The organism is Novosphingobium sp. FW305-C-30-35 (genome assembly GCF_058783135.1).
Genome location: NZ_JBYSYJ010000002.1, coordinates 171,965 through 188,466 on the forward strand (window position 1 = coordinate 171,965; position 16,502 = coordinate 188,466).

General features: G+C 62.0%; 12 protein-coding genes. 7 read left to right on the plus strand and 5 right to left on the minus strand.

Annotation, left to right across the window (positions count from 1 at the left end; genetic code table 11):
• Window positions 1-226 precede the first annotated feature (226 nt).
• Window positions 227-1,063, minus strand: a complete 837-nt coding sequence (locus AC3WLM_RS17615) for an IS5 family transposase (RefSeq protein WP_226019834.1) — start codon at window positions 1,061-1,063, stop codon at window positions 227-229.
• An 89-nt stretch (window positions 1,064-1,152) separates the two neighbouring features.
• Here AC3WLM_RS17615 and AC3WLM_RS17620 point away from each other — a divergent pair, with 89 nt between their 5' ends.
• The 7 genes from AC3WLM_RS17620 to AC3WLM_RS17650 all read left to right on the plus strand — a co-directional run bounded on the left by AC3WLM_RS17620 (window position 1,153) and on the right by AC3WLM_RS17650 (window position 9,889).
• A complete protein-coding gene (locus AC3WLM_RS17620) occupies window positions 1,153-2,607 on the plus strand; it encodes a carboxylesterase/lipase family protein (RefSeq protein WP_492478249.1) in 1,455 nt (484 codons plus the stop codon).
• Between the two features lie 10 nt (window positions 2,608-2,617).
• Window positions 2,618-3,391, plus strand: a complete 774-nt coding sequence (locus AC3WLM_RS17625) for an SDR family NAD(P)-dependent oxidoreductase (RefSeq protein WP_492478250.1) — start codon at window positions 2,618-2,620, stop codon at window positions 3,389-3,391.
• A 125-nt stretch (window positions 3,392-3,516) separates the two neighbouring features.
• Window positions 3,517-5,697, plus strand: coding sequence for a TonB-dependent receptor (locus AC3WLM_RS17630; RefSeq protein ID WP_492478251.1), 2,181 nt, complete (start codon window positions 3,517-3,519; stop codon window positions 5,695-5,697).
• 2 nt (window positions 5,698-5,699) lie between these two features.
• Window positions 5,700-7,103 (plus strand): FAD-binding oxidoreductase, encoded by a 1,404-nt coding sequence (locus AC3WLM_RS17635; protein ID WP_492478252.1) that lies wholly within the window; start codon window positions 5,700-5,702, stop codon window positions 7,101-7,103.
• Between the two features lie 86 nt (window positions 7,104-7,189).
• Window positions 7,190-8,398 (plus strand): MFS transporter, encoded by a 1,209-nt coding sequence (locus tag AC3WLM_RS17640; protein ID WP_492478253.1) that lies wholly within the window; start codon window positions 7,190-7,192, stop codon window positions 8,396-8,398.
• 49 nt (window positions 8,399-8,447) lie between these two features.
• The gene (locus AC3WLM_RS17645; RefSeq protein ID WP_492478254.1) at window positions 8,448-9,206 is read left to right on the plus strand and encodes a helix-turn-helix transcriptional regulator; all 759 of its coding nucleotides are present in this window, start codon (window positions 8,448-8,450) and stop codon (window positions 9,204-9,206) included.
• Window positions 9,203-9,889: a FadR/GntR family transcriptional regulator gene (locus AC3WLM_RS17650; RefSeq protein WP_039335572.1), complete on the plus strand. Its 687-nt coding sequence runs from the start codon at window positions 9,203-9,205 to the stop codon at window positions 9,887-9,889. The genes AC3WLM_RS17645 and AC3WLM_RS17650 overlap by 4 nt, the downstream gene beginning before the upstream one ends.
• Before the next feature lie 544 nt (window positions 9,890-10,433).
• Here AC3WLM_RS17650 and AC3WLM_RS17655 read toward each other — a convergent pair.
• The 4 genes from AC3WLM_RS17655 to AC3WLM_RS17670 are packed head-to-tail and all read right to left on the minus strand — an operon-like array spanning window position 10,434 to window position 15,920.
• Window positions 10,434-11,546, minus strand: coding sequence for an NAD(P)-dependent alcohol dehydrogenase (locus AC3WLM_RS17655; RefSeq protein WP_492478255.1), 1,113 nt, complete (start codon window positions 11,544-11,546; stop codon window positions 10,434-10,436).
• Between the two features lie 15 nt (window positions 11,547-11,561).
• Window positions 11,562-12,479: a helix-turn-helix domain-containing protein gene (locus AC3WLM_RS17660; protein ID WP_492478256.1), complete on the minus strand. Its 918-nt coding sequence runs from the start codon at window positions 12,477-12,479 to the stop codon at window positions 11,562-11,564.
• 13 nt (window positions 12,480-12,492) lie between these two features.
• Window positions 12,493-13,710, minus strand: coding sequence for a cytochrome P450 (locus AC3WLM_RS17665; protein ID WP_193828735.1), 1,218 nt, complete (start codon window positions 13,708-13,710; stop codon window positions 12,493-12,495).
• Window positions 13,711-13,712: 2 nt separating this feature from the next.
• A complete protein-coding gene (locus tag AC3WLM_RS17670; protein ID WP_492478257.1) occupies window positions 13,713-15,920 on the minus strand; it encodes a TonB-dependent receptor in 2,208 nt (735 codons plus the stop codon).
• Between the last annotated feature and the right edge of the window lie 582 nt (window positions 15,921-16,502).

The window sequence follows — 16,502 nt, forward strand, 5'->3', positions numbered from 1 at the left end:
CGTGTGCCGGGCGTTCATGCCGCCGTCCAGCTGGCTCACTGCTTCATGCGGTTGACCTTTATGGACCTGCGGGTGCGAAAGTAGGCCCTATTTGTCCGGCAGTCTCGCTTCAGTAATGGCATAACCCTTCTGTCGATCGGCACACCGAAACCGGTGGAGTCCGTCGCCAGCAAGACGCACAATGCCGCGATGACCAGCAAGACTTAGAGCCCGATTCAGAAGTTGATCAAATTTGACAGTATCTTGCGGTTCTGCGCGTGAGCATGCGGATTGAGGCGATGAGGGCCCATGCGGTGGATGACGCGATGGACCTTTCCCAATCCTTTGCCAGCCTTCGACAGCGCCCAAGCCAAGCGAAGGTTCGCTCGACAACCCATCGGCGCGGTAGCACCTCGAAGCCCTTGGCTTTGTCGGAACGCTTGATGATGTCGATAGTCCACTTGCCCATGCCGACAAGCGCGGATCGCAGTTTATCACCTGCATAGCCGCCGTCAGCGAAGACATGGCGTAACCATGGAAACCGCGTCCGGACGGCAGCCAGCACATCGACAGCACCATCGCGATCCTGAATGTCGGCGGCGTGGACGAGAATGAAGATCAGAAAGCCGCATGTGTCGGTCAGGATGTGTCGTTTGCGGCCTTTGACCTTCTTGCCTGCGTCAAACCCGGAAACTCCGCCACTTTCCGTGGTCTTCACCGATTGGCTGTCGATCACTCCAGCACTGGGCGAGGCTTCGCGTCCTTCGATTTCCCGCAGGTTCATAACCAGCACGGTGTTGATGGCCTCGAACAAACCGGCATTGCGCCAGGCGTAAAAGTAGCGCCGCACCGTCGACACCGGAGGGAAGCATTTGGGCAAGAGTCGCCACGCGCACCCACTCGCGGCTACATAAAGCAAAGCGTTGAGGACTTCGCGCATGTCTGCCGTTCGAGGTCGGCCTCCACGCCTTGCCGGAGGCACGAATGGCTCTGCCAGCGCCCACTCCGCATCCGTCATATCCGATGGATATCGCAATCCCTCCCGGCTATGCTCGCGCCGGGCAATACCAGTCCATGTCACCATTCACTCCATCTCTTCGCAAAGAGGCGTGAATCACAACATGCTGGTATTGCTCAACAACTTTCGGATCAGGTTCTTACACACCTGTCGTCATGACCAAGTCCGGACCGGTTCGGGGACGCATTAATGATGGCGTAGCGACTTATCTGGGTCTGCCATATGCTGCTCCGCCAACCCGTTTCGAATTACCGACATGTCCGGCAGGCTGGACCCAGGTGCGCGATGCCAGCGAGCGCGGACCGACAGCCCCTCACACGGTGCGTCCGTTCCCGAACCTTGATGTCGTGCCGCTGGTAGGGACCGGCAGCGACGGCAGTGACGGCGATTACCTGCGTCTGAACCTCTGGGCACCTGAAAACGCCAAGGATGCACCGGTGATGTTCTGGGTCCATGGCGGCGGCTTTGTCGTCGGCAGCAAGGATGCTCCGATCAGTGACGGCACCGCATTCGCTCAATCGGGTGTCATTTGCGTCGCGATAAACTACCGCATGGGCATTGACGGGTTCCTTCCAGTCCCCGGCGCACCGACCAATCTTGGGCTGCGCGACATGCTGTTCGCGTTGCGTTGGGTGAAGAACAACATTGCTGCCTTTGGTGGCGACCCTTCGAACGTGACCGCATTTGGCGAAAGTGCCGGGGCAATGGCAATTGCGAACCTGGTAACGTCGCCTCTGGCAAAAGGCCTGTTCAGGCGCGCGATCATTCAGAGCGGGCATGGCGCGATGGTCCGGGATATCCCGGTTGCACAACGACTCGTGCGCAAGCTCGCTCGATTGCTGGGGGTCTCACCCGATGCAGATGGCTTTCGCAGTGTTTCGCACGTTTCCGCAATGGCTGCGCTGGAAAAGGTCGCCAAGCCGGCATCCATCGACCTGCGTGACGGTGACGGCTTCGAGCCGGTCTTCGGCATCAGTCGCTTCATTCCGGTCTGGGGCGACGATGTGCTCCCGCTGAAGCCGATCGAAGCTTTGCGGCAGGGAGCCGGCGCAGAAATCGAGATCATGATCGGCACGAACGCCGAGGAGATGAACCTCTATTTTGTGCCAACCGCGGTGCGCGACAAGATCCCCGGCCCGCTGGCGTGGTGGTTGCTCTCGCGGTCGCTGCCGAATGCCCGCCGGGCGCTCAAGGCCTACGGATGGGGGCAGAAAGGAGTGCGGCCCGGTGTCGCGATGACTCGCGCGATGTCGGACCTCGTCTTTCGTTGGCCTGCGCGTCAGTATGCGTCCGCCCATCGTGGTCGAACCCACATGTACGAGATGGAATGGCGCTCGCCCGCTTGCAGCGGCGAACTTGGCGCCTGTCATGGGATCGAACTTCCCTTCGTGTTCAAGACCCTCGATATCGCGACAGGACCTGCAGGCCTGGTTGGCGAAGCGCCACCGAGCGAACTTGCCGACAGGATTCATTCGATCTGGGTGAACTTTGCGACTGATGGGACTGTGCCTTGGCGCCACTGGAACGGGGACCGGTTGGTCTATCAGTTGGCAGCGGGAGACACGAACGTCGAACCACCGATGGCGGCAGCGCATTTCCTTCGAGATTGAGAGAGATCGCATGTACCTTGAAAAGCTGCGGCTGGATGGCCGAACCGCCTTTGTTACGGGCGGTGCACAGGGCATTGGCCTTGCCAGCGCGCATGCGCTGGGTGAAGCCGGGGCTCGTGTGACGATTGCGGATCTGGACCGCCAGAGGCTGCAGCAAGGTCTTGATGCACTGCGCGAGGTGGGTATCGAAGCGACAGGTTGCGAGTTGGACGTGACCAACTCGCTTGCCGTGCAGCAGGCAGCAGATGTCATGCTTGCGCGCGAAGGGCGCATCGACGTTCTTGTGAACAATGCCGGTATCGCGCGGAGCGACACGCCTGCCGAGGATGTTGCCGACGAGCACTGGTTGAACGTGCTCGATGTGAATCTCAACGGAAGCTTCTGGTGCGCCCGGGCTTTCGGCCGGCACATGCTCGATGCAGGTTGCGGCAGCATCGTCAACGTCGGGTCGATGAGCGGGTTCATCGTCAATCGCCCGCAGCCGCAAAGCTATTACAATGCATCGAAGGCTGCCGTGCACCAGCTCACGCGCAGCCTGGCGGCAGAATGGGCGAACCGGGGCGTGCGCGTGAACGCCGTTGCTCCGACCTACATAGCAACGCCGCTCAACGCTTTTGCCGACAAGTCCGGGGAAATGTACCGCCGCTGGATCGACGGCACTCCCCAAGGGCGCTTGGGCGAACCTGCGGAGGTAGCGGCAGTCGTGCTGTTTCTCGCTTCCGACATGGCCTCTTTGCTGACTGGAAGCATCGTCATCGCCGATGGGGGCTATACCTGCTGGTGAGCGCCATGGCGTCGTCGTGCAAAGCCTGTCTGACGATCGGCACAGTCCGAAAACCTTTCATATAGGTCTGAAGGCTGTCATACAGGTCGCAGAGAAAAGAGACAGGACAGGCAGAGGACCTCGACATGCTTTCACTTCGCTACGCCATTCTTGCAGGTACCGCAGCCGTTTCGGCACTTGGCCCGGTGCAGGCACATGGGCAGACGCAAGTTGCAGGGACTGCCGCTGGCGAAGGTTCGGCTGAAATCGCAGCCGATGCCTCGATTGTGGTCACGGCCCGCAAGCGGGCAGAGACGATCAAGGACGTCCCGGCTGCCGTCACGGCAATCACGGGCGATGTTCTGGCTGAGCGCGGGCTTAACTCGGTTCGCGAAGCAGCGGTTCTTTCGCCCGGTCTCAATATCAACAGCGACGGCGCGGGGCGTGCGTTCGTGGCCATTCGTGGCGTTGGTGTCACCCTTGTCCAGTCGGTCCAGCCCGGTGTCGGTCTGTTCGTCGACGGCATCTATCGGCCCAACACCGCGTACCTCAACAATCCCCTGGTCGACGTCGAGCGTATCGAAGTACTGCGCGGACCGCAGGGAACGCTCTACGGCAAGAACACCTTGGGCGGCGCGATCAACGTGATCACCCGACAGCCGGGCAACGACCTCTCGGTGCGGGCGAGCGCCAGCTATGCCGGGCCCGACAACCAGTTCATCGCGGCCGGTTCGGTATCGTCACCCCTGCTCCGAGATCTGCTCTCGGTCCGCATTGCCGCATCGCACCAGCAGCAGGACGGGTTTGCCCGCAACACGCTGCTCAAGAAGGATGGCAACCCGCTCAACAGTGACTCCGTCAACGCAACGCTGCGGTTTACACCGGGCGTCGCCGAATTGACCGTGAACGGCTATTACGACTGGATTGACTCCGTCAACATTCCCTACTCGCGCGTCAGCGGACCGCAGGCCTACTCGCGCGATCTGACCTTCAACACACTCAACCAGGTCAAGTACAAGTACCGCGGCGTGAACGCCAGGCTTGCGGTGCCAATCGATGCGTTGTCGAGCAGACTGACCCTGATCGGCGCGTGGGATGCGCGTTCGGCAACCAACGTCGAAAGTGATGTGGACTTCGGCCCGGGCGACTTCGCGCGGGCGAAGGGCGGCGACGAACTGCGCACCAAGACGGTGGAAATGCGCCTCGACAGCGACATCTCCTCGACCCTTTCGACATTGGTTGGCGTGTTTTACAGCCGCGAAGAAGCTGACGGTGTTGACGCGACGACGCTGTTCCCGGCCATCACGCGCCTCCCGTTTGCGGTGGTCCGGAACACGATCAACTCGACGCGAGCGGACACGTACGCGGCTTTCGGCACGGTGTTCTGGAAGCCGAACAGCGACTGGGAAGTCGCACTGGGCCTGCGCTATGATCATGAAAATCGTGTCGCCAATGGGTCGATAATCACAGTGCTCGGCCCGCTTGGTTCGACAGGCGGCGCGTTGCCCGCAGCGCGCATCAAGTCCGACGAATGGCAGCCCAAGCTGACGGTCAAGCGCAACTGGTCGTCTTCGCTGATGACTTATGCATCGGTCGCGCGCGGCTATCGCGGCGGCGGCTTCAATGCGCCCACGGCTCCCACCCGCACGTATCGCGGCGACAGCGCCTGGACTTACGAACTTGGTGCCAAATATGCTGCGGCCGATGGCAGCAGCGGTATGTCCGGGGCGGTATTCTACAACGATTACAAGGATTACATCGGCCTCAATTCGATTGCGCCGGCGACCGGTGGCGGGCTTGTCACGGTGGATCTCAATACTGGCAACGTCGAAAGCTACGGCCTTGAACTGGAAGGTTTCGTGCGTCCGGTGCCGGCTTGGTCGATCCGTGGCGGGCTTACCCTGATGCACGCGCGGCTTACCGACACCTCGGCCTACAGGCAGACGACCGGACGGCGCCTCGCCTCGGACCGCCTGACCTTCCAACCTGACTGGTCCGCCAATCTGGCGACGGATTACACCATCGATCTCGGCAAGGACCAGTTCGTTCTCGGCGCCAATCTGACGGGCAAGGGCAAGCGCCTCGCCGCGACCCTGAACCAGACCACCCCGACGACGCTCGACGGGTATTGGCTGGTCGGAGCATCGGCCACCTACCGCGCCGGTCCGATCGAGGTTTCTGCATTCGCCAGCAACCTGTTCAACAAGGGCTATTGGGAAAGCTACATCGAACGCACCACTTTGCAGCTCGCAGGGCTCCCGGCATCGGACCTCGGGATCATGGGCGATGCACGACGCTACGGTATCCGTATTGGCATGAAGTTCTGAAGATGACCGAGGTCACTTCATTCGAAGGGCGACGCCCACCGCCTGACGGGTTCCTGTCCGGACTGGAAGAACGCTTTGGCGATCAACTCCAGACCGGACAGGCGATCCGCGAGCAGCATGGATCGAGCGAATCCCATTTCGTAAAGATGGTGCCCGACGCAGTGGTATTTGCGCAGGACAAGCAGGACGTCATCGATCTGGTGCGGTTCTGTGCAGCGGCAAATGTTCCCATAGTGCCGTTCGGCGCAGGGACGTCCATCGAAGGCAACGCCGCGGCACCCTTCGGGGGCGTCTCGCTCGACATGGCGCGGATGAACCGGATCATCGCGGTCAACGCTGCCGATTTCGATTGCGTCGTCCAGCCAGGCGTGCGGCGCGAAGAGCTCAACCAGCACTTGCGCGACCAGGGCCTGTTCTTTCCCATCGATCCGGGCGCCAACGCCACGATCGGCGGCATGGCCTCGACCCGGGCATCGGGCACGAATGCCGTGCGCTATGGAACGATGAAGGACGCGGTACTGGGTCTTGAGGTTGTCACCCCGCAGGGCGAGGTGATCCGTACCGCAAGACGGGCTCGCAAATCCGCAGCGGGCTACGATCTCACTCGCCTGTATGTGGGTTCAGAGGGCACGCTCGGTATCATTACCGAGATCAACCTGCGTCTCCACGCCATCCCCGAGGCCATTTCCTCTGCGGTGTGCAGCTTTGCGACGCTGGAAGGTGCGGTCGAGACGGTCGTCCAATCGATCTATTGCAGCGTCCCGCTGGCACGCGTCGAAATTCTCGACGCTCTGCAGATGCGGGCCGTGAACCGCTGGTCGAAGCTTGACTATCCCGAAGCACCAACGCTCTTCTTCGAGTTCCACGGCACACGGGCGCATGTCGCCGAACAGGTCGCGACCGTCGAGGCACTTGCAAGTGCCAACGGCGGCGGCGACTTTGCATGGTCCGACAAGCCGGAGGAGCGTTCGCGCCTGTGGCGGGCGCGCCATGAAGCCTATTATGCGGCGATAAACCTGCGGCAGGGAGCGGTGGGCTGGGCAACGGACGTCTGCGTGCCGATGAGCCGCCTCGCCGAGTGCATACTCGAGACGCAAAAGGACCTATCGCAGGCCAGTGTGCCGGCAACGATCCTGGGACACGTTGGCGACGGGAACTTCCACGTGGTGTTCTCGCTGGATCCGGATGCTCCGGATGAGCTTGTCGAGGTTGAAGCCATCAATCGAAGGCTTGTCGAGCGCGCGCTTGCCATGGACGGCACCTGCACAGGCGAACATGGCATAGGCCTCGGTAAACAGGACTGGCTAGTCGCCGAACTCGGCAATGCAGTGGAGCAGATGCGCCTGATAAAGCGTGCGTTCGATCCGCAGAACCTGCTGAACCCCGGGAAGATCTTTACCCTGTGACCGAGGCATTGTCTGGGCCAGCCGAACGTTCCTTCCATCCGGCCCGGCCACGACACCGGATCGCGCTGCTCGCGCTTGCAGTGGCCATGGCCACCGGCAACATAGCCATGGGCCTGTTCAGTGCGGTGCAGGAGCAGGCAAAGGCGGAACTGGCGCTGAGCGATTTCCAGCTCAGCCTGCTGAGCGGGCTGGCGGTGTCCATTCCCTTGGCCATTCTCGCGGTGCCGGTTGGCCTGATAGTTGATCGTGGAAACCGAGTTAGGCTCCTGTTGTGGACGGCGGTGGCCTGGACCACCGGCACGCTGTTGACAGCGGTTGCCGAGAGCATGCCGGTCCTCTTCACCGCAAGAATGCTGGGCGGCGTGGGCGCGAGCGTTTCGACGACCATTGCCATTTCCCTCGCATCGGATTTCAGCCTGCCTGCCAACCGTGGCCGTTCGCTGCTGCTGCTGACCGTTGGCAAGTACGCTGGAACGGCGCTCGCCTTTTCACTGGGAGGGTGGCTGCTCGGACACTTTCTCGCTCACGGGGGATGGGCTGGCCTTTCGGCCTGGCGCAGCGCTCACCTGGCGGTTGGCGTACTGAGCCTCCTTCTGCTGTTGCCACTGGCGCGAATGCGTGAACCTTTGCGACAGGAAATGGCGGCCGCTGCAGGCCGCTCGGTGAGCGAGACTCTGCGCGAGCTGGCGGCGTATCGACGTTTTCTCGCCCCCTTGTTCCTTGGCCAGATCGGCGTGATGATGGCCGATGCGGCAGCGGCGGTCTGGGCAGCACCTGTCCTGTCCCGCACTTACGCAGCATCGCCCCAGGAGTTTGGCAGCTGGTTGGGCGCCGTGATCTTCGGGGCCGGTATTCTCGGCTCCCTCGCAGGCGGTTTCGCTGCCGACGCGGGACTGCGCAGCGGTCGACGCGGGGGCATCCTTACTGGTGCCGTGTTCGGTTCCCTGCTTGCCCTGCCTGCAGCATTTTTCCCGATCGCACCAGATACCGGCGTGTTTGCCGCATTGATCTTCTTGTTGCTGCTTGGCGGCACGATTACCGGCCTGGTGACCGCCACCACGCTTGCAGTCCTCCTGCCCAACGACCTGCGCGGGCTGGCGATCGGGGTGTTCATGGCACTGGGCGGTCTGGTCGCCTTCGGCATGGCGCCGACGCTGGTGACCGTCGTGAGCACTGCGCTGGGCGGGGAAGGGCGGATCGGCCTAGGGCTGGCGATAGTCGGCTGCGGGGCAAGCGCTACGGGATGTGCGGGGTTCATCATCGCGCGACACCGGGCGCCGCCACCTGTAAGATAGCTGTTGCAAAACCTATCATATAGGTTATGTCGACTCCGAGGAGTTCGCCATGAAAGAGCAGGTCCACGTCTCGCACGAAATGATCACGCTGGTGGGGCAGGGGGTCTGCCCTGATGCCCGGCTACCCGACGGATGGATCGCCTACCTGTTCCGGTGCGGTGGCGAGGGCAAGTCGGACCTGCTGCATTACCGCGAAGCGCTGGCAGAGGGGGAGATCGAGGATTCGGTTCTCGTGTTCTTCGTCGCAGCCTCGGCCTGTGAGCGACTTTTTGAGGCAAGGCCGCAAAAGGCAGCAACATGGCATTTGCCCAGCAGGCTTCTGGCCTTGGCAAATTCGATCATCCACTGTGAGGCTACTGGCGAGGCGGCAACCACGCTGCGCCTTGCCCGCAGTATCGAACTCCTGTGTCAGATCCATGTGGCTTTCGAAGACGGGGCGACGCTGGTCCCGGTGGAGCGCGACAGCGGATTCAGCGAACTGGACGTCGCGCGGATCGCGATAGCACGGCGGTCTCTCGATCAAAGCTGGCACGAGAAACTGACAATTGCTCAGCTTGCGCGGATCGCCGGCATCAACCGCGACAAGCTCGTGCGCGGCTTCCATGAAATTTACGGCACGACGATTGCTCAGGCCTTGACGGAGCGCAGATTGGCGGAGGCACGGCAAATGTTGTTGTCTTCGCAGCTGCCGGTTTCCACAATCGCGTACCGGTGTTCCTATCTCAACAACGCGTCGTTCACCCGCGCGTTCAACCGCCGCTATGGCATTGCCCCGTCTGAACTGCGCCGCCAGGGGATTGCAGCATGAAGGCCGGCACATTGGTTGACAGCGCGGCCGAAGCTGTGCGCGAATACATCCGGGCGCACGGCCTGAAGGTCGGCGATGCGCTCCCCGCGGAAGGCGCGTTTGCAGCAGAACTGGGCGTCAGTCGCCCGGTGATGCGTGAGGCATTTCACGCTCTAGCAGCCTTGAAGATGATCGACGTGGGGAATGGCCGCCGCGCGCGCGTCGCGGCGATCGACGGTTCGGTCATGGCCGCCTCCATCGGTCACGCGGTTTCCACGGCTCAGGTCTCTCTGGTCGACGTTTGGGACGTACGGCGCACGCTGGAACTTCGCACGGCCGAACTTGCCGCTGCCAACCGTTCAGACGAACAGGCATCGCAGATCCTGAGGGCGGCACGTGAACTTGAGCATTTTCGTGACGAGAACGAAAGAACCCGGGCCGACACCCGCTTCCACCAATTGATCGCTCTTGCCAGCGGTAACCAGCTGTTCTTCCAGATTGTCCGGTCGTTCGAGCAGATGATGCTCGTGGCGATACCGAAGGCTTGGGCAGGACGAGTGACCTCTGAGGACCGCGAAGAATCTCTTGTGCTGCATCGGGAGGTTGCTGAAGCAATTGCCGCCCGGGATCCGGAACTGGCGCGCGTGGCGATGGAATCCCATTTCGCCCGGTCGATCGGCGACCTGTTCAGACAAGAATCCTGATTGCGAGACGTCAGGTACAAGGCACTGATTCCACCCTTCATGATTTTTCTGGGCAAGGCTACAGGCTGAGTATTGTTTTCGGCCTTTGCGAGAGCGCCAGGCCGCTGGTTGCAATCAGTTTGAGGGCCAGCGTGTCATCGATCGCGTGGAAGTGAACACCCTGCGATGGGCTGATCCACCACACGACTCCCCCCGAGGGCCAGTTGCTTTGGCTTGCACAGGTGGGCGAAGTACTTGTCAGCGGTATGGAACACACCTCTTGGGTTTCACTATGAGGCTCGATTGTACCACTCCAACCGTGCGATGAGGGCGCGGCGCGGGATGGGACGATCCGCTTCTAACCCTTCCCACTTCTCGATCCTGTTCGAGGCGTGAGCAAACGGTAGCTTTGGTTCAAACCCACCGTTCGTCGGGATCGCCGCGGACGGCAACGGTCCACCATACTGCCACATTTAGCAGCGAGAGCTTGATTGGCTGTTTTGGGCATGAACCGCATCTGACTCCCAAACAGGACACTTGGACGCTGGTTCAGACCCCGAAGACATTACGGCAAAAGTACGGCCTTGATGCATTCGCCCTTCGCCTGCGCCGCGATGGCCGCGTTGATCTCGGAGAGCGGATATGTCTTGATCAGGCGGTCGAACGGAAAGCGGCCTGCGGCGTGATGGGCGATCAGTTCGGGGATGAAGTTCTGCGGGTCGCTGTCGCCCTCGATGATGCCGATGATACGGTGGCCCGGGGTCATGAGCGCAGCAATGTTCACGCTGATCGCAGCCTCGGGCCGGGCGGGCACCCCGACCAGTCCGATCGCACCGTGCGAGCCGAGTGCGCCGAGCCCCGCCTCGATCACCTCGGGTCGACCGGAGCTGTCGAATCCGAAATCGACGCCATCGGGGACGATCGCGCGGATCGCGGCAGAAAGATCGTCTGTCGCGGCGGGATCGATTACATGGGTGGCACCGAGTTCAAGGCCTACATCGCGCCGCGCAGCGATCGGTTCGACGAGGATGATCGTGGTGCAGCCTTGAATCACCGCGCCCATGACCGCCGCAAGGCCGACCGGGCCTCCGCCGAAGATCGCGATGCTGGAACCGGCGCGTGCGGCCAGCGAGCGCATGACCCCGCCGGCACCAGTCTGGAAGCCGCAGCCGAGCGGACCAAGCAGGGCGAGAGGTGCGGCATGCTCCGAAATCTTCACCACATTACGCGCGCGGGTGATTGCATGGCTGGCGAAGGAGGACTGTCCAAAAAAGTGCGAGGCGACTGCCTGATCTGCGGCACGATAGGCCTGAGATCCATCTTCCAGCCGCATTCCGGCGTAGTTCAACGGCACAAAAGTGCGGCAATAGCTCGGCAGCCCCTCATCGCAGCGCGGGCAGGCCCCGCAGCTCGAAAAGCCAAGGACGACACTGTCGCCAACAGCCAGCCCTTCTACGCCTTCCCCGATCGCCTCGATCGTGCCTGCACCCTCATGACCCAGCACGGCCGGAAGCGCATATGGCGCGAACTGGTCACGGAACACGAGATCGGTGTGGCACAAGCCGACTCCGGCGATCTTCACCAGAACCTCGCCAGCGCGCGGCGCATCGACCTCCAGCGTCTCGACGCTGAAGTCCTGATGCGGGGTGCGGGCGACGGCGGCGGTGCATTGCGTCATGCGGGGTCTTTCCTGCTACTGGATGGTCTGCTCGTGCTGACGAAGGTCGCTTGGCGTGCGCCCGGCATAGGCCCGGAAGGCGCGGCTAAAATGGCTCTGGCTGGTGAAGCCCAGCGATTCTGAAAGCGCGGCAAGCGTCATGTCGGTCTGCGCCAGCAAATGCTGTGCACGGTCGAGCCGAGCCTTCATCACATACTGGTGCGGCGAGATTCCGGTGGCCTTCTTGAACACGCGGCAGAAGTGCGAGGGGGTGACGCCGGCGGTCGCCGCCATCTGCTCCAGGCTGTGTTCGTGTTCCGGGTGATCGAGGATGGCGTTCATTACCTTGTGAAGCCGGTAAGCTGAAAAGTCAGAGGTCGGAATTTCGAGCGGCTTGCCCTGTGCCGGCACGCCCGAGAGGATGTGCGCCTTGAGCGCACCCACCATGGCCGAGACATAGGCCTCGCGCTCGTCTGCATGGGGGGCATAAAGCTCTGCGAGGATCTGCCGCGTCAGCGCCACGCCCAGCGGATCGGTGAAGGCAAATCGCATCTTGCTGAACTGGTCACTTAGTGAGGCGGTCTTGAGCACCTCCGAAGAAACGCTCAGCGTGACCACGTCGAGCTCGCCATCGACAAGCCAGCCGGTGGGCATTCCGGCGGGCACGATCGTAGCGCAACCGGGAATCGAATGCGTCTCGGTCCAACTGCCGCGCTCCCAGGTCTTGACGCGGGGCTTGCCCGCGATGTGCACGATGAAGATCGGATCGGGCACTGGCGGCAGGGCATAGCTCCCTACGAACTGCCGCCAGCGGCACAGCGACCAGCCATCGCCCAGCGACCCGAGCTCCATCTCGGGCGGTCTGCCGAGCACGTCGCAGATGATTGCCTTGTTGTCCCACACCTTCTGGGCGGGTGCGGACGCGTCCTTCTCCCTTTCGAGCTGTTTCGGCATCACTCGTCCCTCGTCACCCAACCAGCCGCACCTCGAGTTTCTTGAACCCGTTGATGAACGCGGATCGCACGCGCTGCGGCTGGCTCACAATCTCGAAGCGAGAAACATGGCGCGCAAGGTGACCAAATGCCACCCTCAGCTGCATTTCCGCAAGCCGCGAGCCGACGCAGACATGAGCACCCGCCCCGAAGGCGACATGCTGGCGCACCTGCCGGGTGATATCGAACCGGTCGGGATCGGAGAAGGCAGCGGCATCACGATTGCCGGCGGGGTAGAACATCACCACCCGGTCGCCCTTGCGGATTGCCTGCCCACCCAGTTCAGTATCGCGCATCGCGGTGCGGCGCATGTGGATCACCGCGCTCGCATGGCGCACCATTTCCTTGACTGCGCCCGGCAACAGGTCGGGGTTGTCGCGGATCATCTGCCACTGGGCCGGTTCGCGCGCGAAGGCGACCATCGAATGATTCAGTGTGTTGCGGGTCGTCTCGTTACCGCCGACCAGCGCGAGCACGAGATTGCCGACGAAATCGGCAAACGGTACGGGTTCACCTCCTATTTCGCTGTTGGCGAGCAGCGAGGCAAGATCACGGGTTGGTTCGGCCCGGCGGCTTTCGAAGAGTGCCTGACAGAAGCCGAAGAATTCGCCCACCACCTGCTGCATCGCTTCGGGTGACTGGCGGAAATCGGGATCGTCCTCACCGATGAAAGCATCGGTCCAGCGATGCAGATCGCGCCACATGTCACTCGGCACGCCGAGCAGCTCGGCAAGCGTGAGAAGCGGCAGCGGTACAGTGAAACAGGGCAGAATATCGATGACCTCGTTCAGCGGGACCCCGGCCAGCAAGGCCTCCACCCGGGCCGCAATCCGCGTCTCTATCCCCTCGAGCCGCCCCGGTGAGAGCGCAGGCACCACGAACTTGCGGTATTGCGTGTGGATCGGCGGATCGCGCGAGATGAACGGCACCCCGATGCCGCTGTCACCCGCACCGGCGAGCCCTGCCTCATTCTCGTCGAAAATGCGGTGGCCGCCATTCTCGCGGGCCGAGGAGAACAGATCGGACTGCTTCGAGACCGCTAGGATCTCCTCGAAACCGAGCACCGCCCAGAACCCGCCTCGATCCTGCGCGGGCGGATTCCAATGGACAGGCCCTTTGCGCCTGAGTTGTGCGAACAGGTCATAAGGCATGCCCGCCGCATAGAGCGAAGGATCGCCGAGGTCGGTGTCCATGCTCAGAAGCCCGCGCGAACGGAGATACCGAAGGTGCGTGGCGCATTCGGAACAAGGAAGTTGTAAGGGAAACCAGCCCCGCGCAGATCAAGGCCGTAGCCATAGGTTTTGCGGTTGAAGAGGTTGTTGGCGAAGGCGCGAACGGTGATTGTGTCGTTGCTCCAGCTGAGCGCGCCGTTGACCCTGGCGTTGGCCCCTTGCGCGAGTTCCGAATTGACCTGTGCCGAGCCTGCCACGTTCACCGCGTTGAAGGGCGAGAAGAACTGGCTGCTGGCATAGACCACGTTCGGCGAGAAGGTCACTAGACCGCCGGCCACATCGACCACATCCCAGTCGGCTCCAAGCTGCCCGGTTAACCTGGGCGCAAACGGCAGGCGGTTGCCGGCGAGGTCGGTACCCTGAAGGGTCAGCTCCTTGAACTTCGACTGAAGCAGGCCGAACGAGGCATTGACCCTCAGGCCATTGATCGGTCGCAACGTCGTTTCCGCTTCCAGGCCGTACACCTCGGACTTGGGTGCATTGACAAGGAATGAGACCGGCCCGGGGCGCGTGTCCTGCAGCTGCTGGTTGGTGTAGTCGTAATAAAACGCCGAGATGGCATAGGTCAGCACGCGGTCAGCCGTGCGGCCCTTGACGCCAAGCTCGAAGGCATTGACATACTCGGGCTTGATATAGCTGATCCCGCTCGAGGAAGTGTAGCCGCCGCCGTTGACCGCGCCAGCGCGGTAACCGCGATTGTAGCTCGCGTAGAGCAGCGCTCCGCTGCCAAAGGTGTAGCTTAACGCCACCCGACCGGTCAGTGCGTTGTTGTTGTCCTTCAGCGCATAGCGGGCCGCGGGATCGTAAGCGCAGGTGCCGGGCACGCCGACGCACGGCACAGTGGAGGCGATCGGAAAATCAGGTGCACCCACTGCACCCACGAAGAGATAGGCGAAGGCGTCGTCGTACTTTGATGTGTCGCGGGTATAGCGGGCGCCGAGCGTCAGGCTAAGCGCGCTCGTCAGTGCGAGGTCAGCCTGCCCGAAAACCGCGTAGGAACGGCGCTGCTGCCGGTAGTGCTGGAAGAAGCCGCCGGCTGGTGGCAGCGGGAGGTTGAAGCGGTTGTCTGTTACGTTGCGGTCGTAGCCGTAGAACAAGCCACCGACGAAGGTCACGCCGCTGCCAGTATAGTTGGCGCGCAATTCCTGGCTGAATTGGCGATACTGCGACTGCCAGGTGATATCGAGGATATCGAGTGGCGAGCCGTCCGCCGCCTGTTGCAGGTTCTGCGATCCGCCGTCGTACGAAGTGATCGAGGTCAGCGTCAGCTTGTCCGTCAGGTCGACGCCGATATTGGCGCTGAAGCCCCAGGCGTCGGTGTTATTGTCACCTACGCGGTTTTCATTGGTCTCGAAGAAGTCGAGCCCAGCGCGGAAGGCACCGAGGCCATGCACCGCAGCCTGCGTGCCACGATCGCGCCCGCCGTAGGCGCGCAGGACAACGTTGACGGTCTCGCTCGGCTTGAGGCGAAGCGAGAGGCGACCTTGCAGCGTATCGGTCGAATTGGGATCACGGCCTCCTGCGAAGGTGTTGCGGATCTGCCCGTCACCCTTGGCGTAGTTCACCGCCGCGCGGATGCCAGCGACGCCCTCTGACAGCGTGGTTTCGAGCGCCCCTTGAGCGGTGAACGTGCCGAAGTTGACGTAGCCAAGCTGGACGTAGCCCTCGCTGCCCGAAAGATCCGGCCGCTTGGTGATGAAGTTGATCGCGCCGCCGGTGGTGTTACGGCCGAATAACGTGCCCTGCGGCCCGCGCAGCACCTCCACCCGGTCCAGATCGAACAAGCCCATCCCGTGACTGGTGCGTGGCGCGAGATAGACATCATCGAGGTAGACCCCGACCGGCGAAGCCTGATTGGAATTGTATTCGTTGGCCACGCCAATGCCGCGCAAGGTGAAGTTGGGCTGCGTGTTGCCATAGGGGCTGTTGATCTGGAGGTTCGGCACCGCCTCGCCGAGCTGCGCCGAATTGGTGATGCCGCGCTCTGCCAGCGAATCCCCGCCCAGCGCGGTCACGGCCAGCGGCACGTCAAGCAACGACTGCTCGCGGCGCTGCGCTGTCACTACGATTTCGTCATCACCTTTGGGTGCTTCAGCCTGCGCCAAGGCAACGCTCGATGTCGATGCAGCAATCAGCGACAGCGCCGCGCGCACGTACCCCATACCAGCCATGCTTCTCTCCCGTAAAAGACTTGAGCTCTTGTGGCTCACATGCTGCGATGATTAGGCTACTGGGTGCGGTAGGGCTTTAGGGCCGATTGCGCGCCAATTTGACATTTCTTGCGCTATGCCTGGGTACCAGCTGCGCTGTTCCCGTCGATGTGTGAGGCCTGTCGGCCTGGAACTGGAAGTGGGGTTTTGCCGAAGTCTGGTCGAGAGAATAAAGCGGCCGGCAGATGGCGGGTAATCGTCATGCAGCTGAAAACAGAGCGGCCTGTTCAATTTGATCTTCTTCCCGATGCCCGGGCCAGACTGCTGGTGTGGCTCGAACCGCGGGGGTAGCAATTGTGGACGATTATTTCTGTCCAAGCCGGGTTGGTCACCCCAGCACCCGCCAGTCTGCTCGGCTTGTCGACGAATGAGTGACGCGAGTGGGCCCGGTTGGTCAGATGTCCCTTTCTGAACGCCTGATCCTGAAACCTTCGACCGTTCGTCTGGAAGCGAAATACGCGAACCGCTCAAGCCCAATCGGTAGCTAAGTTGTTTTCTGTTACAGCTTATGCACTGTTTTTCGTGCCGTGGACGGCCAAGAGG